Annotated in this window: 12 protein-coding genes; 6 read left to right on the plus strand and 6 right to left on the minus strand. The window is 53.1% G+C overall.

All coding sequences use genetic code 11. The features are described from left to right. Nucleotides 1-40 precede the first annotated feature (40 nt). The 3 genes from pgeF (at nucleotide 41) to AC3WQT_RS21295 (ending at nucleotide 3,613) form a co-directional block, all read left to right on the plus strand. A complete protein-coding gene (gene pgeF / locus AC3WQT_RS21285; RefSeq protein ID WP_492706859.1) occupies nucleotides 41-721 on the plus strand; it encodes a peptidoglycan editing factor PgeF in 681 nt (226 codons plus the stop codon). Between the two features lie 121 nt (nucleotides 722-842). Next, nucleotides 843-1,325, plus strand: a complete 483-nt coding sequence (locus AC3WQT_RS21290) for a (2Fe-2S)-binding protein (protein WP_492706861.1) — start codon at nucleotides 843-845, stop codon at nucleotides 1,323-1,325. After that, the gene (locus AC3WQT_RS21295; protein WP_492706863.1) at nucleotides 1,322-3,613 is read left to right on the plus strand and encodes a xanthine dehydrogenase family protein molybdopterin-binding subunit; all 2,292 of its coding nucleotides are present in this window, start codon (nucleotides 1,322-1,324) and stop codon (nucleotides 3,611-3,613) included. The genes AC3WQT_RS21290 and AC3WQT_RS21295 overlap by 4 nt, the downstream gene beginning before the upstream one ends. A gap of 157 nt (nucleotides 3,614-3,770) precedes the next feature. On the opposite strand, the gene AC3WQT_RS21300 is transcribed toward AC3WQT_RS21295, so the two are convergent. The 6 genes from AC3WQT_RS21300 to AC3WQT_RS21325 form a co-directional block, all read right to left on the minus strand. After that, nucleotides 3,771-4,421: a polar amino acid ABC transporter permease gene (locus tag AC3WQT_RS21300; RefSeq protein WP_492706865.1), complete on the minus strand. Its 651-nt coding sequence runs from the start codon at nucleotides 4,419-4,421 to the stop codon at nucleotides 3,771-3,773. Continuing rightward, on the minus strand, nucleotides 4,418-5,986 hold the full coding sequence (locus tag AC3WQT_RS21305; RefSeq protein WP_492706867.1) for a transporter substrate-binding domain-containing protein: 1,569 nt from the start codon (nucleotides 5,984-5,986) through the stop codon (nucleotides 4,418-4,420). Before AC3WQT_RS21305 ends, AC3WQT_RS21300 begins: the two co-directional genes overlap by 4 nt. An 87-nt stretch (nucleotides 5,987-6,073) precedes the next feature. Next, nucleotides 6,074-6,907, minus strand: a complete 834-nt coding sequence (locus AC3WQT_RS21310) for a class I SAM-dependent methyltransferase (protein WP_492706869.1) — start codon at nucleotides 6,905-6,907, stop codon at nucleotides 6,074-6,076. Then, on the minus strand, nucleotides 6,898-7,785 hold the full coding sequence (locus tag AC3WQT_RS21315) for a transporter substrate-binding domain-containing protein (RefSeq protein WP_492706871.1): 888 nt from the start codon (nucleotides 7,783-7,785) through the stop codon (nucleotides 6,898-6,900). Before AC3WQT_RS21315 ends, AC3WQT_RS21310 begins: the two co-directional genes overlap by 10 nt. Next, a complete protein-coding gene (locus tag AC3WQT_RS21320; RefSeq protein ID WP_492706873.1) occupies nucleotides 7,782-9,881 on the minus strand; it encodes a SpoIIE family protein phosphatase in 2,100 nt (699 codons plus the stop codon). Before AC3WQT_RS21320 ends, AC3WQT_RS21315 begins: the two co-directional genes overlap by 4 nt. Before the next feature lie 48 nt (nucleotides 9,882-9,929). Then, a complete protein-coding gene (locus AC3WQT_RS21325; RefSeq protein ID WP_492706875.1) occupies nucleotides 9,930-10,373 on the minus strand; it encodes an ATP-binding protein in 444 nt (147 codons plus the stop codon). Between the two features lie 526 nt (nucleotides 10,374-10,899). Between AC3WQT_RS21325 and AC3WQT_RS21330 the strand changes: the two genes are divergently transcribed. From AC3WQT_RS21330 to AC3WQT_RS21340, 3 genes are all read left to right on the plus strand, one after another. Beyond that, on the plus strand, nucleotides 10,900-11,586 hold the full coding sequence (locus AC3WQT_RS21330) for a hypothetical protein (RefSeq protein WP_492706877.1): 687 nt from the start codon (nucleotides 10,900-10,902) through the stop codon (nucleotides 11,584-11,586). A 102-nt stretch (nucleotides 11,587-11,688) separates the two neighbouring features. Further along, the gene (locus AC3WQT_RS21335) at nucleotides 11,689-20,529 is read left to right on the plus strand and encodes a type I polyketide synthase (RefSeq protein ID WP_492706879.1); all 8,841 of its coding nucleotides are present in this window, start codon (nucleotides 11,689-11,691) and stop codon (nucleotides 20,527-20,529) included. Beyond that, entirely contained in the window at nucleotides 20,526-21,575 is a 1,050-nt protein-coding gene (locus AC3WQT_RS21340) for a TauD/TfdA family dioxygenase (protein ID WP_492706881.1), read from the plus strand. Before AC3WQT_RS21335 ends, AC3WQT_RS21340 begins: the two co-directional genes overlap by 4 nt.

Raw genomic sequence — 21,575 nt, forward strand, 5'->3', positions numbered from 1 at the left:
CGCTAAAATCTTGCTTTCACTCAATTCACCGGAGCCAGCCTTGTATCGCAGTCACCACCACAGCGCCATTCTCGCCAGCATACCCGGCATACAATATGGCTTTGGTAATGCCCGGGACTTTGTGCCAGCCAGCCTCAGCGGGCATTGGGATACCGTGCCCAACAAGCTGCAGGTACATGGCACCCGGGTGGTGGAAGTGACAGAACAATTCCAGCAGTGTGGCGATGCCGATGCTTTTTTCACGCGCATGCCCGGCATACCGGTGACTGTGATTACTGCTGATTGTGTGCCGGTTTTGATGGCCAGACGTGATGGCAAGATGATCGCCGCTGCACACGCAGGCTGGCGCGGTATCGTTGGCGGGGTGGTGCAAACCTTGTGGCAAGAGCTGGCTGCACAAGGTGAGCAGCCGCAAGACTGGGTAGCGGCCATAGGTGCACACATAGGCCCTTGCTGCTTTGAAGTCAGCGAAGAACTGGCTGCGGATTTTGTGCGGCAGTTTCCTGACTTGGATGCCGGCGCCATCAACCCGCGTTACCGTCATGTTGATCTGAATGTGTTGGCCAGACGTGCCTTGCAGCAAATCGGCATTCACGATATTGATCATGCAGTCCCTTGCACCATGTGCAGCAAGACTGTGGAAGGCAAATATGTCTACCGAAGTTATCGTCGTGGTGACCGTAATTCTTTTCAGCATTCAGGACTGGTGATTTTGCCGTAGAATCTTTGCCCGGGCTGAACTGATAGTCAGATTCTTGGTCAAATGCAGGAATCCGTCAGGATAGTTTATGCTGATGGTCTGTAACCAGCACCTTGTTGACCCATCTTGGAGTGGACGCACTATGAGCAAACATACCCTGAACATTAACGGCAAGATGCAGGCGGTGGACGTTGCGCCCGATACTCCCTTGCTATGGGCGCTGCGTGACAGCCTGAACCTGGTCGGCACCAAATATGGTTGTGGTGTAGGGCAATGCGGTTCCTGTACCGTGCAAATCAATGGTGTGCCTACCCGTTCCTGCATGGTGCCGGTATCAGCCTTGGGCAAGCAAAAAGTCACCACCATAGAAGGCCTGGATGCCAAGGCCATGCACCCGCTGCAAACCGCCTGGCAAGAGCTGGACGTGCCGCAATGCGGTTACTGCCAGGCCGGCCAGATCATGACGGCTGCTGCCTTGCTGAAAGACAAACCCCATCCTACTGATGCTGATATCGATGCTGCCATGGGTGGTAACCTGTGCCGCTGTGCTGCCTATATACGCATACGTGCAGGCATACACAGGGCGGCAGAAATCGCTAATGGCAAGAAGAAGGGGGCAAAATGAATAAACTTGAAAATGGCTCAGTGCGGGCTGAAGCAAGCTCCCCGGCACGCCGTGATTTTTTGCGTATGTCAGCGTTTACTGGCGGTGGTCTGGTGCTGGCTTATCTGGGGTCTGGCGACAGTGCGCTGGCGCAGATCAGCAAACCTGCTGCCACGGCAGCTACTGCCGCTACTACATCTACAGATTTTGTACCACATGCCTTGATACGCATAGGCAGTGATGGCACGGTGACCCTGGTTTCCAAGCAGCCAGAGATAGGCCAGGGCATCAAGACTTCACTGCCTATGGTAATTGCCGAAGAGCTGGAAGTGAACTGGAAGGATGTGCGCATCATCCAGGGCGACCTTAATCCTGCCTATGGCAGCCAGGGTGCTGGTGGTTCGACTTCGACACCAACCAATTACAATGAATTCCATAGGCTGGGTGCCACGGCGCGTACCATGCTCGTCAGTGCTGCTGCACAAACCTGGAATGTGCCAGCATCTGAATGCCATGCGGCTGACAGTGCCGTGCACCATGCTGCCAGCCAGCGCAAACTGACGTATGCGGCATTGGCCGCCAAAGCTGCCACATTGCCTGTGCCAGATGCCAAGGATGTCAAGCTCAAGGACCCGGCGCAATTCAAGTTGCTGGGTACGCGCATAGGCGGGGTCGATAATCCATCCATCGTTACCGGCAAGCCACTGTTTGGCATAGACGTGAAATTGCCTGGCATGCTGTATGCAGTCTATGAAAAATGCCCGGTTTTTGGTGGCAAGGTGGTCAGTGCCAATCTCGACCATATCAAGGCCCAGCCTGGCGTCAAGGATGCTTTTGTTATTGAAGGCACAGAAAACCTGCGCGGCCTCATGCCCGGTGTTGCCATCATTGCCGAAACCACCTGGGCCGCTTTCAGTGCCCGTAAGTTACTGGAAGTGAAATGGGATGAGGGCAAGGGCGCGAATGCCAGTTGGGAAGATTTTTCTGCGCAGGCAAAAAAACTGTCTACCCAGCCAGGTGCTAATGTCTTACGCAAGGATGGCGATGTCGCTGCTGCGCTGAGCAAGGCAGCCAAAACGGTGGAGGCAGCGTATAGCTATCCTTTCATTTCGCACGCCAGTATGGAGCCGCAAAATTGCACGGCTGCTTTCAATGCTCAGGATGCCAGCCTTGAAATCTGGGCACCGACCCAGTTGCCAGAATCAGGCCAGAACCTGGTGGCCGATGTCCTGGCCATGCCCAAGGAAAAAATCAAGCTGCATATCACCCGCAGCGGTGGTGGCTTTGGCCGTCGCCTGAGTTCTGACTTTATCGTCGAAGCGGCGGCGATTGCGAAACGTGTCAATGCGCCGGTCAAGCTGACCTGGTCGCGTGAAGATGATATGCGGCATGATCATTATCGTGCGGGTGGCTTCCATTTCCTGCGAGGTGGCGTGGATGACAAGGGCAAGCTCATCGCCTGGCAAAATCATTTCGTCAGCTTTGCCAATAAGGTCATGCGTGATGGCAAGCCAGTTTTACAGCCGGGCAGTGGAGCCAATCTGTCTACCGATGAATTTCCTGGGCGATGGGTAGAGAATTGCCAGCTCGAACAAACCCTGCTGGAAACGCATATCCCTATGGGGCCGTGGCGTGCACCGGGCAGTAATGTGTTTGCCTGGGTCTTCCGCAGCTTCCTGGATGAACTTGCCCATGCCGCAGGGCGTGACCCGCTGGAATTTTTTCTGGAGACCCTGGGTGACAAGGACATCATGCCGGGGACCGGTGAGCGCGGCCAGCCCTACAATGTTGGCCGCATGAAGAGAGTATTACGGGAAGTGGCTGTCAAGTCTGACTGGGGTAAAAAGAAATTCTCCCGTGGCCAGGGGCAAGGCATCGCTTTTTATTTTAGCCATCGCGGCTATATCGCCCAGGTTGCTGAAGTCACGGTCAGCAAAAAGGGTGAAGTCAAGGTGGACCGCGTCGTCGTCGTGACTGACATAGGCTCGCAGATCGTCAATCTGAGCGGCGCAGAAAACCAGGTGCAGGGTTCTGTCCTGGATGGTATCAGCACCCTGATGTTCCCTGAGTTGGACATACAGCGTGGCCGTGTCGTGCAAGGCAATTTTAATGAGTATCCCTTGCTGCGCATCAAGGATAGTTATACCAAGGTAGAGGCGCATTTCCTGAAGACGGATTTTCCTGTGACGGGTTTGGGTGAACCTGCCTTCCCGCCGGTGGCACCGGCGGTGTGCAATGCGATTTTTGCGGCGACCGGCAAGCGGGTCAGGCAGTTGCCGTTGGCGCATACGGATTTGAGTTGGAGTTGATGGGGGCGAAATTCCGTTGGGCGTATTTTATTGTAGGTTGGGCTACGGGTTATCAGCCCAACACTGAGCCTTAACAAACGTATACGTTATTAAAAGCCGAGTGTTGGGCTGGTGAACCGTAGCCCAACCTACGTCGCTTGCCCGGCCTACGCCTATCTCAACTCTCCATCCCATACCGCAGCTTCAGCCGCCTCGAAATCCGCTTCATCAATAAAGTCAGCGGATAACAAAAACAAAAGAAGAACAAGCAGGCATACAAATAAATCGGCAGCATCAAAGCTGTATTACCCGTCGCATTGATGACGGTATTGCAGCGGCTGACCAGTTCGCTGACACCGATGATGGAAGCCGTGCTGGATGCCATGACGATGATCAGCGCATAACTGGTCCAGTTGGGGATGAACAGGAAGGCGGCATGGTGATTGCCTTTCTTCCATTCATCCATGGCAATCGTCAGGTTATCACTGGTGAAGCCGATGACGGCGATTGCCAATGCCAGTGCCGCCTTGATCCACACTGGGAAGCTGATGATGGTCTTGAAATAAGGCAGTAAGATTTCAGATGGTAGCATGAAAGCCAGGTAAAACTGGAATACGATAGTGGGTATGCTGCGTGAAAATTCAGTTGCCACCAGGCTGACTTTAACGCGACGTGGATGAGTGGACAGGCGCAAGGATGCCAGCAACCAGCCTATGCCCGTGCCTATGAGCATGGCGACGATGGAGATCCAGATGTTCATGGCAAAGCCACCGAGCAGATACGGTGTCCAGGTCAGCAGATGCTGGAAGATTTCAGCGGTTTCCATCATGCGACCCTCGCCAGGATTTTTTGTTCAAGCTGGCGTATGACACGCACGACGGCAAAGATAATAAGCAAGAAGGTCAGCAGCAAGGCATTCATCATGACACCGACATTGCCGCGTTCATTGATGATGGAAGTAGTGGCCGACAGCAGTTCTGGCACCGCGACCGCAGACGCCATCATGGTGGCTTTGGAGACGTTGATGAGAGAAGCCGTGACTGAGCCGCTGGCCAGCCTGGCGATTTGTGAAGTGTTGGCAAATCGCAGGCGGAATTCGCCGTGCTGCAAGCGATAAGCCGTTGCAGCATCCAGCAAAGCCGTCATGACACCAGCTCCAGTGTAGACACTGAGGCAAAACACCACGACGCCAAAGGCAGGCAGTGCGATGCCTACAGATTCACTGAGTATCGCACCTACGCCAAACAGCAGCAGATACATGCACAGCAGTGGTGGCGTCATGCGGCCTATCGTGCCCAGCAATCGTGCTGTGGCAGACAAGAGCCATCCCTTTGATTCTGCAAATACTGCACCGGCCCAGCCCAATAAAAGGCTGCAAGTGATGCACAAAACCGTCAGGGCCAGCGTCACCAGCAATCCATAAAAGAACTGGCTGCGGTCAAAGCTGTCATACACCAGGGTCAGGTTGATGCCTGTGGTTTCATTGAGCCACAGACCGAGTTGTGCCAGACCATCTACATCCGTTGATGTCAGAAAAACCTGGTTACGGCATTCTGCACGCCAATTGCCATCTGCCATGCGGTGGCAAAAAGGTATCTTGTCAGCTTCCTCTTTTTGCCACAGTGCGTGGGTATCTGCGAGAAATTTGGATGGCGCTATACCCCAGGCTTTTTCCCGTTCTTGCAAAAAGCCGCTGCGGTGCCAGTCGGCGACGATATCGCCGAGCATTTTTTCAAATTCCGTACCTTTTTCACTCTTGCTGATAGCCATCGCCCAGGGCGTATTCAGGGTAGGCGGCAGGGGTGCTTTATAGCCTTTCCATTCAGGGTTGGCGAGATCATTGATGACGGCGGTATTGTCGAACAGATAGCCTATGCAACGCCCATCCTTGACGGCCAGTTTGGCATCCCTGGCATTGTTATACATCTGCAATTCCATCAGATAGCGCTGTTGCATGACGCGGTTGAAGTAGGAGCCCTGGGTGGCGCATACCGGATGGCCGCGGGTATCTGCCCAGTCCTTGATGTTCGCTGTTGGTGGCATGAACAGAGTGACACCAGACGCATAGTAATTAGGCTCTATCATGGTCACGATCTGGCGGCGTTCTTCCGTGTCTCCCGTCGTGGCGATCACCAGGTCGATTACGCCTTCCTGCAATTTCTGCAGGCGGTTGCTGCCGGTGACGCTGACTTTGCGTAACTGCACGCCGAGGCGTTTGGCGATGTCAGCAGCCAGATCATGCTCGAAACCTTCGGGCACACCATTCGCATCTAGCATGCCAAAAGGCGGGTAATCGGTTTTGACGCCGACAATGATGGCGCCACGCTCGTGTATCAGTGTCAGTCTTTCACTTGCTGCTGGGGGCTTCGTTGTCTGGGCCTGTACTGCAGTCATGAAAAACATCATGAGTAAAAGCAGGCTGCAATAGAATTTTATTTTTTTTGAATACGTGATCATGTTTGAATCATGGCTGAATCATATTTATACAGGTACCGCAACCACACGTATGCCATAACCCAGGGCGGCTGGCAGCAAGGGTAGCAGGGCTTCATCAAGCTTGCCCAAAAGATCGTGCTGGGTAATCATCCATTCAGGCAGCAGGCTTTCAGGTGACAGGGCGGTGATGGTAAAGCCAGCCTCCTGCAATTCTGCACGCAGGCCTGCAACAGAGTACAGGTGATAAAAAAACTGATGTGCCTGCTTGTCTATATTACGGGTGAATAAAATATTACCCGGTTCTTTTTGTGTATCACGCGCTTTGCCCGTCATGCGTTGCCAGTGAGCTGCAAACAATTCAAAGGGACGACGGCGGAAAATGCTGGGCACGCTGAGTACCAGTTTGCCCTCAGGTCGCATCAGGCTGCGTAATTGTTTCAGCGTAGCCAGCCTGGCGGTATGGTCGCCAACATGGCTGAGTACACCAAACATCAGCATGACCATGTCATAGTCGCCTTGCCCATTGAGTATCTGTGCGTCACCGTCGAACAGACGCATGCGTCCTGCATGCGGATTGTTTTGTAAAAAACGCGACAGCTCGGCGATCGCAGCGTGTGAGATATCAAAACCGGTCAGCCTAGCGTTGGTCTGCTGTAACAGGGGCAGGGCATAGCGGCCATTGCCGCAACCAAAATCGAGTATGTCTTTTGCCTCTCTTGCTCCATTGTCAAACAGAAAGTGCAGGGTACCCTGGTTGGGTTTGGGATAACGCTTTTCATATTCGTGGCTGGTGTAATAGCGGTCATACAAATCCGTCATCGCCTCGGTGATTTGATGATTGTCACGGATAGGTGCTGGCAAATCATCTTTCACAGGCATTCTTTCGGTGTGCTTGGACTGATGCTGTCACCGCATAGCCATTTGTCGCCACTTTTCTTGTTCCAGGTCTTGTGCATGTCATCGAGAAAGCGTGACGGTGGTATGGACCAGGATTTTTCTACTTGCTGCAGATAGCCATTCCTGTGCCAGTTGATAATGGTCTTGGAAAGATATTTTTCCAGTTCGCCACCGCGCTCTGCCGGTGAAATCGCAATTGACCATGGCGTGGTGAAGATGGTGGTCATGGGCATGACAAAATCATTGGCCCATTCGGGATCCCGTAGCATGGCGGCGATAGCCGTATCGTCATATACAAGGGCGGCACAGCGGCCATCGCGCAATGCCTGTTTGGACCAGTCATTCGAGTATAGGGCGACCACATCGGCACCATAGGTGACCGTCACACGGCGATTGTAAAAAGCACCACGGCGGCTGCAGACGCGGCGGTTCTTGAGGTCTGTCCATTCCTTGAAATTCTCGCTCTTGCGGGTCAGCAGGTTGACGCCTGAACTGTAGTAATGCGGCAGGATGAGGTTCAGTTCTTTTTGCCTCTCCGGTGTATCGGTCAGTGTGGCAATCAGTATATCGACCTGGCCATTCTTGACTGCGTCTATGCGTTCAGCCGTCAGCACACCCACCAGTTCCAGTTGCACACCCAGGTCAGTGGCTATGCTTTGCGCCAGGTCAGGTTCCATACCTATGATTTTGCCGCTAGTGCTGTCCTGATAGCCCCACAGCAGCACGTCTTTTTTGACCCCGACGACGAGCTTGCCGCGCTGTTTGATTTCTGCCAGGCTGGTGGCATGTGCAGCACAATTCAGCATTAAAAGTGTGCAACACAAGGCGAGGCTAAAGATGGTGGATTTGAATGTCATCATGATGCCAGTTGATCTTCTTGTGGTTTATTATCGGCCACACTGTCTGTAGTACTGTCTTTTGTACTATTTTTCGCAAAATGAAAGTGCAGGGCGACGCAGGTAATGTCGTCCGATTGCGGCGCGCCATTCGCATGCAGGTCAACATCGGCAACGGTGCGGTTGACGGCTTCATTAACATCGCTGATGGGACGGTTTTCAAACAGCGGTGGCAGGCGATCGGGCGTGTACTCTTCATTTTGCGGATTGAAGGCCTCGGTCACGCCATCGGTATACATCAGCACATAGTCACCCGCTTGTAACTGTACGGTTTTTTGTGCGAAGGGTATGCCATCCATGATGCCGAGGGCGCTGCCACCGGTCATGGGTAAAAATTCTGTTGTGCCATCCTGGTGTACCAGCAGTGGTGGCGGGTGACCGCCATTCACATAGGTAAGTATGCCAGTTGCGGGATCAAGCACGGCGTAGAAGGTAGTGACGAAGATGCATTCATCATTATCTTCTGCCAGTATGTCATTGGCGATGGCAATGATTTCGCCAGGCTCGCTGGCATTGCGGGTCGCTGTTGCACGTATCAGGGTTTTCGATACCATGCCAAACAGGGCGGCAGGCACACCCTTGCCGCTAACGTCGGCCACGACTATGCCTATCTTGCCGTTGCCGAGTGAAAAGTGGTCATAGAAATCGCCACCCACTTCCTTGGCTGAGCGCATGATACCCCATAGAGAAAACTCTTTTTCATTGGGCCAGTGGCGCGGCAAGATCGATAGTTGCATGTTGGCAGCAATATCAAGCTCCTGCCTGATGCTGACCAGTTGCAGGCTTTGCTTGAAGGCTTGCGATATGGTTTCAAACCAGGGTTTCCAGGTGCCTGGCACTACCGGTATTGGGGCCGGGGTGAACTGGCTTTCTTTTGCGATATGTGCCACCAGCTTGGATGCAGGTGAAATGAATTCTCGCGTGGTCACATAATAGGTGACAACCATTAACAAGGTCAGCCCCAGTATCACCAGCAGCATGATGGGGCCGCGTTCCCATAGCAGGTTTTTCCAGAGCTGGTTCCTGGGGACGACATACACCAGTTGCCAGGGGGCTGAGATAAAGGGGTGGCGTATCAGCAAATAATCACCCATCTCGACGGCCTGATTTGCAGGAATGTCAGTCAGGCGTTTACCGTCTGTGAGTATGCCTGCAGGCATGATTTTTTCCAGTCTTTGCGTGGCCTGCACTTCCAGCGCATTGGCATAGGCCTCAGGGTGGGCGACGACTTCACCATAGGCATCCACCAGGAAGGCTGTACCTGGCGTATAGGCAAAGTCAGCGTTGATACGGTTAAGGTAATCGAGGCTGGTATCGATGGAGACTACGCCACGGAATCTGTCATCACGGTAGATAGGGGCCGCCGTTGGTACCAGCAAGCCCGTGGCCGTGCCACCGTAATACACAGGTGCCCAGTATTTTTCACCAGTAGGGTTTTTCGCAGGCGTGCCCATGAGCCAGGCCTGGCTTTGATATACCTTGTCGCTATGTGGACGTTTGGCTGAATCCAGCCAGGGATAGGTGTTGGAGAAATTGTCAATGGAGATGAAACGGCTTTCGCTGGCGTTCGGTAAATTGAAGGCAATCGCCTGGAACACCTGATTCAGATTCAGCGCCATTTCCACATCCAAATAAAACTCAGGCGTGCGGCCTTGCAGTTTACCCAGGCCGTTCAGATTGCCTGTCGCATCTTTTTCTGGTGCCTTGTCGAGATCAAAGCTTTGCGCTTCCTGTTCCAGTTTTTTGAACAGGGGCGAATGCCCTGGATGCGTTTCTGTTTCGCTCAATACTGGTGGCGCGCTGTCGTAGAAATTGGCCGCCGAGATACGCATGGCTTCCAGACTATCGAGCGATGAGCGCAAGATGAATTCAACAAATTGCCCATGCCTGTCTACATGGCCTTGTATGACCTTGATTTCTTCCGTGTGTTTTTGCCTTATCTGGAACAGGAAAAATCCCATGGTCAGCACGACGATGGCGATATAGGTGAAACCAACCAGGCGGTTATAGTTGCGGAAGAAGTTGATATTGTTACTGACTGGCGGCGTAGTGCTGGGCATTTTCTGGTCCGGTGTCTGGGTATCTTTGGTCTGTTTGCTGAAAAATGATCAGGACGGGAAGCTCTTGCTAAAACGCACTTCATTGATGTCACCATCACGACGGTAAGCAAAACTGTCAGCCATCTTCCTGACAAAATGCACACCCAGGCCGCCGATATCACGTTCATCCACATCAAGTGTGGTGTCAGGCTCGGCGATAGAAAAAGGGTCAAAGGCGTGTGCACTATCGCGGATGATGACTTCAACACCGTTCGCTACTGCTAGCACGGTGACTTCAATTTCACCACTGTCCTCATCGCCATAACCATGCATGACCACATTGGTCAGCAATTCATCGAGCATGAGGATGATGCTGTTGACAGTGCGTGCCGGTATGCCATGGCGCTCGGCCCAGCCACGCAGGGCTTCGGTCAGACTTTCTATTTCAGAGATCAGGCCGGGAATGATGTGATGGAATCTGGCTCTGCCCGGCGCTGTTTCTTCACTGGTCATCTATGCCTCCTCAAAGATGGTGGGCCTGTCAAGCGGATTGCAAACCGGGAGCAAAGCGATAGCAGATTGTTTTAGCCTGTCACTGCACTCTTATGCTTGCATCGTCCACGATAGTATTGCCTGCGCATCCTTGTTCCCCGGTCCTTAAAGAATTTTTGTTACTTGCGGAAAGGTGCAATACAAGAAGTCGGGTATACGCATGGTTAAAAAATGTTAAATGTTGAACGTTAAGTGCCAGAAGTTAATTGCTGATTGCTGCAAAAAAACTTCTATAAAATCAGTAAGCCCAATTGCCTGAAGAATTTCTGATCTATAGACAGCTTTCCAGGATTGATGCTGTCTGACTGGCCTATTATTCCCGTGCTGGAATTTTTTGTCGATGATTTCTAACGCAAATTAACAGATTTTTCGTGTTTTCTTCACAATTTATTTTATCCATCAATAAGTGTTGTTTGCCTGCATTCATATTGCAGCCCGGCTTGCAGATCGGTTAAACTTTTTACATCGACTCAGCCGGTTAAAAACAATGAATTCTCAATGGTTGTTTCCCACCCCTTACTGTCTTTTCGTACGTTTATCTGTGCGTCGCGAACGCTATGTGCAGTTCAAAGAGTTGGCTGGTAAAGTCGCTTTCGCGTATCAGCAGCACAGCCGTCGCATGCGCTGGATGGCTTATGCCACGGTTGCTGGCCCAGCCAATTATGTGTATATCATGTTGCCGCTGGCTGAGCTGGGTGACATGGACCGCATGCCTTCACTGGACCAGGTCTTGCATGATGTATATGGTGCAGACAGCACACCCCTGCTGGAAAAGTTCCAAGAATGTGTGTTGCAGATGGAAAGCTTTGTGCTGAACCGTGTCAATGACGGCATAGACCCGATAGAACGTGAAACCCCACCCCCTTATCTGTATTACCTGAACCTGCAAGCCCATCCAGGCCGCATGGGGCAACTCATGCAAAACCTGCAGCAGCTTGGCGTGGCCACCGCAGGCAGCCCTTTATTTTGCTTTGCCACCTTTGCCGGACCAGTCAGGCTGCATGCCTTCACCATGGGAAATACCATCGCTGAGCTTGGCGAGGTCGCCACGCTGGAAAGACGTGTCGTGCAGCATTATGGTACAGAAGAGGGGCACAAGGTAATCGCCCAGATACATGACACGCTGGTCGATATCGATGCATCGATATTGCGCTATATAGGCCATCTGGATTGAGGCGGCCATGCATACCAGGGATTTGATAGCTATGTTGGGCTTGGATGCAAAAATAATTTACCAGTGCAATGCCTCAAGGCATGATTTGATTTCTTGCCCATCATGAGTACTGATATGGACAAGGCGGCACCCGAGTCTGGCGCTCAGGTGGCAGAACATGCCATTGCTGTCATCGGCATGTCATGTGTTTTTCCTGGTGCTGCCAATATTGAAGCATTCTGGTCACTGCTTGAGCAGGGGATATGTGCAGTAAAGCGCATACCACCAGAACGTTGGGATACGGCAGATTTGCCCGCATCGGCTGCGCCTTACGCTGGCTTCATAGATGATGCGGCTTGTTTCGATCCTGCCTTTTTTGGCATTTCACCCAAAGAAGCAAGCGCGCTGGACCCGCGCCAGCGCCTGACTCTGCAACTGGCCTGGTGGGCGCTGGAAGATGCGGGCATCGCTGCCGACAGTTTGAAAGAAAGCCGTCTTGGTGTTTTCATAGGCGCAGTCAATGGTGAATTCCTCGGCAGCTTTGCCCACACCGATGATGTAGAAGCCCATATGGGAATAGGCATGTCGAATGCCGTCATCGCCAACCGTATTTCCCATGTGTTGGGTTTGCGCGGCCCCAGCATGACAATAGATACCGCCTGTTCATCTTCGCTGGTTGCTGTACACCAGGCTTGCCGCAGCTTGCAGGCTGGCGATGCCGACATGGTGCTGGCTGGTGGTGTCAGCCTGATGTTGAGGCCAGACAGCAGCGTGGCGCTGGGCAAGGGTAGCATGCTGGCACCAGATGGCTTGTGCAAGACCTTTGATGCCTCGGCCAATGGTTATGGTCGTGGAGAAGGGGCAGGCCTGGTCTTGCTCAAACGCCTGTCAGATGCGCTGGCAGATGGTGACCACATCCACGCCATCATACGTGGTTCTGCCACTAACCATGACGGTGTCTCGAATGGCATCACCGCACCGAATGGGCTGGCGCAAGAGAATTTGATACAGGCGGCGATTGCCGATGCTGGCTTGCGGCCATCAGCAATACAGTATGTAGAAGCACATGGCACTGGTACCTTGCTGGGTGACCCTACCGAGACCCGCGCTTTGGGGCGCACCCTGGGCCAGCAGTCGCGGCAAACGCCTTTGCTGATAGGCTCGGTCAAAACCAATATCGGCCACCTGGAAGCGGCTGCTGGTATTGCTGGCCTGATCAAGCTGATACTGGCGCTCAAGCATAAAAAGATACCCGCCAGCCTGCATTACACGCAGCCAAATCCGCACATCAATTTTGAACAATTGCGCTTGCAGGTGGTGGCGAGGACGACAGACTGGCCAAGCAATCCTGGGGCTGGCGCGAGAGCCGCCTCCATCAGTGCCTTTGGCTTTGGTGGCGCGAATTGCCATGTCGTGCTTGAGGAATTTATTCCTGTATCAGCTGCGGAAAATCCGCAAACCAGTGAGCCAGGAATTTTGCTCTTGTCAGCATCCAGCAATGAAGCCCTTAGTTTGCTGGCGCAGGAGACAGCGCAAAAACTGCAAGCTGATGTTCATCAAGATTTTGCTGCCATCTGTGCTTTATCACAGCATGGCCGCGCACATCTGCGTCACCGATTGGCACTGGTTGCGACAAATGCTGGTGAGGCGGTGACACATCTGCATACATGGTTGGACCAAGCCCATGCTGAGCAAGTCGTCACTGCTGTCGCTGCCAGAAGACCGCCCAAACTGGCTTTCCTCTGCCCCGGTCAGGGATCGCAAAGGCCAGGCATGGCCAGGGGTTTATTTCAAATTGCCAGCTTCCGCGCTACTATCGCAGAAGCTGATGCGGTGTTGCCCTGGTCGCTAAGCGAGTTGCTGCTAGGCTCTGATGAGAATATCGACCAGACTGCTTATACTCAGCCAGCTTTACTGGCGTTGGGCGTAGGGCTGGCGCGCCTGCTGGCTGAATACGGCATCAGGCCCACGATACTGGCCGGACATAGCCTGGGTGAATATACTGCGGCTGTCATCGCCGGTGCTTTGAGTTTTGAGCAAGCTCTGCGCCTGGTTGAAAAGCGCGGCAGGCTCATGGGGGCCTTGACTTCAGATGGCGCAATGGCTGCTGTACGTACTGATGAGCAAACTGCCTTGTCTTATCTGGCTGCTACGGATGTCAGTATCGCTGCCGTGAATGGCCCGCAATCCGTGACGATTTCCGGTGCCAGAGATCAACTGAATATACTCAGCCAGAAGCTGATTGCAGATGGCATACGGTTGCGCATGTTGAGGGTGAAAACTGCTTTCCATTCTGTCTTGCTGGAACCCATGCTGGCAGAGTTTGAACAGGCTTTGCAAGGGATAGAATGGCAGCCACTGCAAGTGCCAGTGACCTCTAATCTGACGGGTGAATTGCTACCCGTCGGCCATGTCTACGATACGGCTTACTGGTTAAAACATACGCGCGAAGCCGTGCGTTTTGCTGACAACATCGCGGCGTTGAGTAAAACCGGTATTGATACTGCATTGGAACTGGGTGCTATGCCCGTACTGTCAGGCATGCTGGATGATATTGCAAGCGCTAGCGCCAGCAACATACGCAGCCTGCCTTGCCTGGATGCGACTCAGGATGACAGGGTCGCATTCCTGAAAACAGTCGCGCACCTGCATGTACTGGGTAGCAAGCTGCAATTCGTTGACAACAAAAATACAGCGGCTGGCAATGCCTTGCCCTTGTACCCATTTGCCAGGGATGTCTTCCCCCTGCGCCTGGGCTTGAACAGTTTTAATGGCGGCAATGCGGTGGCGCTGTCAAGCAAAGCTGTCGAAATCAGCAAGACAGTAGCGGCAAGTACACGCACGGTCGTCAGCGATCCGCTTGCTATCCGCAAGCGCATCATTGCCATCATCGCAGGTTTATTGGCGATTGATGCCAGCAAGGTAGACGCCGCAGCGCCCTTGCTGGAAATTGGTGCTGATTCATTGATACTGATGCAGGCTGTGGGCCGCATAGAAAATGAGTTTGCAGTCAAGATACCGGTACGTGCTTTCTTTGAAAATTTGTCGTCCATTGAAGCAGTGGCTGCGTATTTGGCGGAACAGCAAGGCGGTAAAGTATCGGCTGATGCAGTTGTCGAAAAAGAAGTTGAAACTGATACATCAGCAGCGCAAGTCATTAAACCCAAAAGCAATATCCTGCTCAGCACCAATCTGAGTGAAGTACAGCGCCAGCATCTCGATAAGTTCAGCCTCAGTTATTGCAAGAAAACGGCACTGTCCAAACAACAGGCGCAGCAATACCGTCATGTACTGGCGGACAGCCGCGCCTCGGCGGGCTTCCGTTTTTCCATCAAGGAAATGCTCTACCCCATTGTAGGTCAGCGCGCTGCTGGTTCCAAAATCTGGGACTTGGATGGTAATGAATACATCGATATTTCCATGGGTTTTGGCGTGCAGTTGTTTGGGCATGAACCAGAGTTTTTGAAAGAGGCATTGGCAGAAAGCCTGTCGCGTGGCATACGTATAGGGCCGCAGTCAGACATGGCAGGCGAGGTCGCCAGTCTCATCAGTGATTTGGCGGGAGTAGAGCGCGTTGCTTTTTGCAGCTCTGGCACGGAAGCCATCATGACGGCGCTGCGCCTGGCGCGAGCTTTTACTGGTCGCAATAAGGTCGCGATATTTCGCGACAGTTATCACGGCCATTTTGATGGTGTGCTGGGCGAGGTCAATGATGACCCATGGAAAGCGATACCGCGTGTGGCTGGCATTACGCCCGGTATGGTCAGTGATCTGGCTTTCTTTGAATATGGCTCGGCAGAGGCACTGGAATTATTGCGTGGCCGCCTGCATGAATTTGCCGCTGTGCTGGTCGAACCTGTGCAAAGCCGTAACCCCGGCCTGCAGCCGCAAGACTTCTTGCGCAGCTTGCGTGCCATGACCAGGGTGGCATCGAGCTTACTGATCTTTGATGAAGTGCTGGTTGGTTTTCGCATACACCCTGGCGGTGCCCAGGCGTATTTTGATGTGCAGGCCGACATAATCACCTATGGCAAGATAGTCGGCGGTGGTTTGCCTGTGGGTGTCATTGCTGGCCGTGCCGATATCATGGCTGGCATTGATGGCGGGCACTGGCAATATGGCGATGCATCTTATCCGGCGGCAGATACGACTTTCTTTGCGGGTACTTTCAATAAGCACCCGCTCGTGATGGCGGCAGCAAAAGCAGTGCTCACTGAAATCAAACAAGGTGGCCTGGCTGTCTATCAAAAACTCAATGACAATACCGCCAGGCTGACTGCAGAACTCGATCAGGTGTTTGCTGCAGCCGGCGCGCCTGTACACATGAAGAATTTCGGTTCGCTATTCCGCTTTGTCTTCAGCGAGAACCTTGATCCCTTCTTTTATCATTTGCTGTATCGCGGCCTGTATGTGTGGGAAGGGCGTAATTTATTCCTGTCTACGGCGCACACTGATGACGATATCGCTCAGATAGTCAGCCGTGTCAGTGAGAGTGTGGCTTCCTTGAAATCGGCGGGCTTTATTGTTAATTCTGCCAATGTGGCGCAAGCACCAAAAACAGCAGAAATAATCCTGCCTTTGTCCAAAGCGCAAAAACAACTGGCGACACTGTCAGCCTTGTCTGAACAGGGTTCGGCGGCCTATGTAGTCAGCGTGGCGTTAGAATTACAGGGTGATATCAATCATGCTGATATCACACACGCATTTACAAGACTGGTAGCCAGGCACGATGCCCTGCGGGCATCCATAGACCTGGAAGCAGGGGTACAGAAAATTGCGCCTAACGTAGATGTAAAAGTGCAGCGCCATCAAGTCAATGCCAGTACATTGGACGCAGCCCTGCAAAACAGCGTGGCAGCCAGTTTTGACCTGACGCAGGCTGGTGCCTTCCGTATAGACTTGTTTGAGCTTGATGACCATCATGCTGTCCTGCTGTTTGCTGCCCACCATGTCTTCATCGACGGGCAATCCATGCAGATGTTGTTTGAAGAATTTGCGACGCTCATGAATGGCCAGCAGCCAGGTAGCAAACCAGACTATGCCTTATTAGCGCAGCGCATGGCAGATGCAGGTTCAACGCCAGGAGAACAAGAGCACAAACAATACTGGTTAAGTAAATTGCAGCACGTGCCAGTTGGCATAGAACTGCCATGCGCCCATGCCAGGGCCAGCATGCGTGGTTTTGAAGGTCAGCGCCTTACACATGAACTCGACAAGAACATCTTGCGCCAGCTAGAGCAAAAAACGGGCAAACTGGGCATGTCATCGAGCATGGCCTTGATTGCGACCTTTGCTGCGACGCTGCGGCGTGCCGGGGCAGGGCGGGACATGGTCATTGGCGTCCCTTATTCAGGTCGTGATGAAGCGCTGGCACATACGCCTGGGTATTGCGCACATCTTTTGCCCTTGCGACTGAACATCCCTGCGCAGGCGAATACCAGCACAGTGTTGGCAGAAGTGAAACAGCAATTCCTTGATGCCATCAGCCATGCAAATTATCCGCTGTCGCAACTGGTGGATGATCTGGGCCTCGCTCGTGACCCGGCCAGGCCGCCATTGGTGAATATCACCTTCAATGTCGACAAGCTGGCGACCATGCCCAGTTTGCCGGGCATGACGGTGCAGTCGTATTCCCTGCCTATACGCCATGCACGCTTTGACATAGGTTGTAATCTGGTTGACTGGCAAGATGGTGCGCGGGTAGAGCTGGATTTTGATAGCCAGTTATTTGATGCTGCAGATATGCAGGAATTGCTGGACAGTTTTGTCGCAATGATAGAACGCATGTCAGGCTCTGATCAGGATTTTGACGAGCGTGCTGCTGCCAGGGCCATTTGGTTACCTGCCAGGATTGAATCAACTTCTGTTAAGCCGGGCTTGCTGCAAAGATTCCGTCTGTCAGTTGAGCAAGACCCACAGACCGTGGCCTTGTGTGTTGATGCGACTGAGAGCATGACGCGCAAGCAGCTTGATCGCTTGTCAGACAGGCTGGCGCGGGACATTTTAAAAAGTGAGCAAGATGCAGGCCCTGTACTCTTGCTGCTTGGCCGCAGCCTGGCTTTCCCTATAGCCATGCTGGCGGCATGGAAGGCTGGTAAAGCTTATCTACCGGTAGACAGCAATCTGCCACAAGCACGCGTACTGGAATTGATAAGACAGGCAAAACCTTGCTGTGTCATCTTGCAAGACAATAAGGATGTAGGGGATGCCTTGGCCGCGCTGGATATCCCCTGTCTGCAATTACCAGCCAGTCTCGCAGAGATCAGTGTCCAGGATCATCAGCCATTGCCGTTGCCTGATATAGACCCAGAGTCATGCGCCTATCAGCTATTCACTTCAGGTTCCACAGGCAAGCCCAAGTTGGTTGCTGTGCCGCACAGGTCAGTTCAGCATTATCTCGACGCCATTATCGCCGCCTTTGATTTGCAGCCTGGTTTGCGTTATGCCGTGATATCGACTTTTGCGGCTGACCTGGGGCTGACTACGGTTTTGCCGGCACTATTCCATGGTGGTTACCTCTTTATCATCAGCAATGATCTTGCGCGCGATGCTGACGGTTATGCGGCATTGATGCAGCAAACACCGGTCGATGTATTAAAGATAGTCCCTTCGCATCTCGAAGCCTTGCTGGCAGCGCAGGACAAGGCAGCAGTCTTGCCGCTGACGCATCTGATACTCGGTGGTGAAACCGCCAGTATCAGGCTCTTGCAAGAACTGGCTAAGCTGAAACCAGCTTGCACCATCTTCAATCACTTTGGTCCTACCGAAGCAACCATAGGCGTCATGGTTGGCAAATGGCTGGGCGACTTGAGTGGCATGCGCTTCAGCCAGCCTCTGGGGAGGAACCGCATACATATACTCGATGCTGCAGGACAGCCATGCGCGTATGGCGAGACGGGTGAAATTTATCTAGGCGGCCCTGGCGTGGCACTGGGTTATGTGGGCGCGCCCGAAGATGCTGCCAGCCCTTTCTTGTTTACCGATATCGCTGGGAAACCTGAGCGCCTCTACCGTACTGGCGACCTCGCAGTCATGCACAACGATGGTCGCATACAGATTGTGGGTCGCAAGGATGAGCAACTGAAAATACGTGGCTATCGCATAGAGCCGGCAGAAATCATCGCTGTTCTGATGGCTCAAGAGAATGTGGCGAATGCGACAGTGATCCTGCATAAACCTGAACTTGGCCGTGCCAATGCAGGCCGCCCATATTTACTGGCTTATGTGGTTGCTGCTAATCAGGAGACTTCGCTCAATACGCAAAGTCTGCTGGAAAAACTGCGTCAGCATTTGCCCGATTACATGCTGCCAAAAGCGGTGATCGCCATAGCCAGCATTCCTTATACCTCAAATGGCAAACTGGACAGAGCTGTTTTGCCCAGACTGCATGATGAGCAAAATAATTCAGATACAAAAAACGCCATAAGCTCGGAAACAGAAGCTGTGGTACTGGCAATCTGGCGCGAACTCTTGCAACGCGAAAACCTGGGCGCGCAGGCAGACTTCTTCCAGAGCGGTGGAGATTCCATCCTGGCGATACAAATGATGGCTCGATTGCGTCAGGCAGGCTGGCAAGCCAGGGCCATGGATTTATATGCAGCGCCAGTATTGGCTGACTTTGCAAAGAAACTCTTGCCCGCCGGTGAGATAGCTGCTGCGGATACTTCAGTTGAAGGCGTGTGCGGACTCTTGCCTGCGCAACTGAGGTTGCAAACGCTGATGCATGAGATACCAGCGCATTTCAATTTATCCGTCCTGCTGGAAATGGCAGACTGGGTTAATACTGAAATGCTGGAGCAGGCCCTGCAAGCGCTGATCGCGCAACATGATGCACTGCGCCTGAGCTTCAGTGATGAAGCTGCGCATTTCAATGAACTTTCCAATGCACCAGTTTTACATCTGATGAAAGACTACCAGCAAGCGCAGGCTTCATTGCAACCTGCGCAAAAGAGTTTGCTGACTGCGGCATGGACACCTGCAAGCGAAGGACGCGCATCGCAGCTTTTGCTCGCTGTGCATCATTTCGTCAGTGACGGTATCTCCATGCAGATTTTGCTGGAAGACTTGCGACAGGCACTGCTGGATTTGCAGGCAGGCCGTGTCCCTGTATTGGGTAGAAAGACTGCCTCAGTACAAGCCTGGGCAGAACACCTGAAGCGCCAGGCCAGCCAGGATGCCGTATTGGCAGAGACTGAATATTGGGAAATTTGCACCTCCATTCCTGCGCCGGAATTACCTGGCAGTGACGATGACTATGGCTGTATTGCTGACGAAGCACAAATCAGCGTCATCCTGCCAGCAGAGATCACCAGCCGCTTTTTGCAGGGGCTTCCAGATTCAGCAGCGGAAGATATCCTCATCGCTGCACTGACCCTGAGCCTGGGTGACTGGACGGGCGAGCCCGTCGCCTATCTGGAACTGGAAAGCCATGGCCGTCAACTGGAACAGGCTGAACTGGATGTCAGCCGCAGCGTGGGTTGGTTCACCAGCCGTTACCCGGCCTGGTTTGACCTGACAGATATTAATGCTAATGCTGCTGCCAGTGAAATTGCAGCGCAGCGCAGCGACATACCTGCGCATGGTTTTTCTTATGGGCTGTTGCGCTACCTCGGCCCGGACAAAGTGCGTGCCACACTTGCGCAAGGACAGATGCCCGAGATCAGCCTTAACTACATGGGGCAGATAAATCCACCGCCTGATGATGTCTGCAAGCTCTTGTCATGGTCACCAGACCGGCAGGACAGAGGCGCAGAAAGAGCCGGGCACCTGCCGCGCCTGCACAAGCTGGCGATAGAAGCTTACATCCTCGATGATTGCCTGCACTTACTGTGGCAATACCATGCAGGCAGTTATCAGGAACAGGAAATCCGCAGCCTTGCGCAAAAAATGGCAGGCCATATCGCCACTATCTTGAGCAGCAGCTCTGCGACAGAAGCAAAACATGGGAAGGAAGAAATAGCATGAACACGATGCCCAAACTCGGACTGAACTTGCGCCGCCCGGCTGTGCGTTTGTCTGATGGCAGTCTGGTCGATAAGCAGGGTTTCAGCAGTGCTTCCGGCTTGCCACTGGTCTTGCGGCCACATGCAAAAGGCGTGGATTTGCTGGGCTGGATCAAGGATAACCAGGCGCAGTTGCAGCAGGATTTATTGCAATATGGCGGTTTGCTATTCCGTGATTTTGATATGCGCGGCGTGCAGGACTTCCAGGCTGGCCTGAATGCCTTTGGCGTACAGCTTATGAACTACATAGAAAAAGCGACGCCGCGCAAACAGGTGGATGGGCAGGTATATACCTCGACCATCTTCCCGCCTGAGCATGTGATTGCCCTGCATAATGAATTGTCTTATGTGCGTCAGTGGCCAGGTCGTATCGCCTTCTTTTGTGAAGTAGCTGCTGAGACGGAGGGCGAGACGCCTATCGCCGATGTACGCCGTGTATTGGCTGCAGTAGATACTGAAGTGAAAGAGAAATTTCGCCGCCTGGGCTGGATGCTGGTGCGTAATTTTGGTTCTGGCATAGGACCATCCTGGCAGCATTCATTGGCAGTAGAAACCAGGGAAGAAGCCGAAGCCTATATGAAAAAATCAGACACGCAATGGACCTGGATGGAAGGCGACAGACTGCGAACTACGCAAGTACGCTCGGCGATACGCTGTCACCCGCAGACAGGTGAAGAGCTGTGGTTCAATCACATCGCTTTCTGGCATCCATCCAGCATGACGGATGAAATACGTACTTCATTGACTGGTGACCTGGGTGTGGAGAACCTGCCCTATAACACTTTCTATGGCGATGGCACGGTGATCCCTGACGAGGTGGTGGCGCACCTGCGGGCTGCCTATGATGCAGAAACCGTCAAGTTCCGTTGGCAGCCGGGCGACCTGCTCCTGCTCGACAATATGCTGGTGGCGCATGGCCGTTCCAGATTCACCGGGGAACGCAAGATACTGACGGCCATGGGGGATGAAGTACGCCCGGTCAGCGTCTTGCCAGGATCAACCAACTAA

This window comes from Undibacterium sp. FW305-107 (assembly GCF_058788535.1).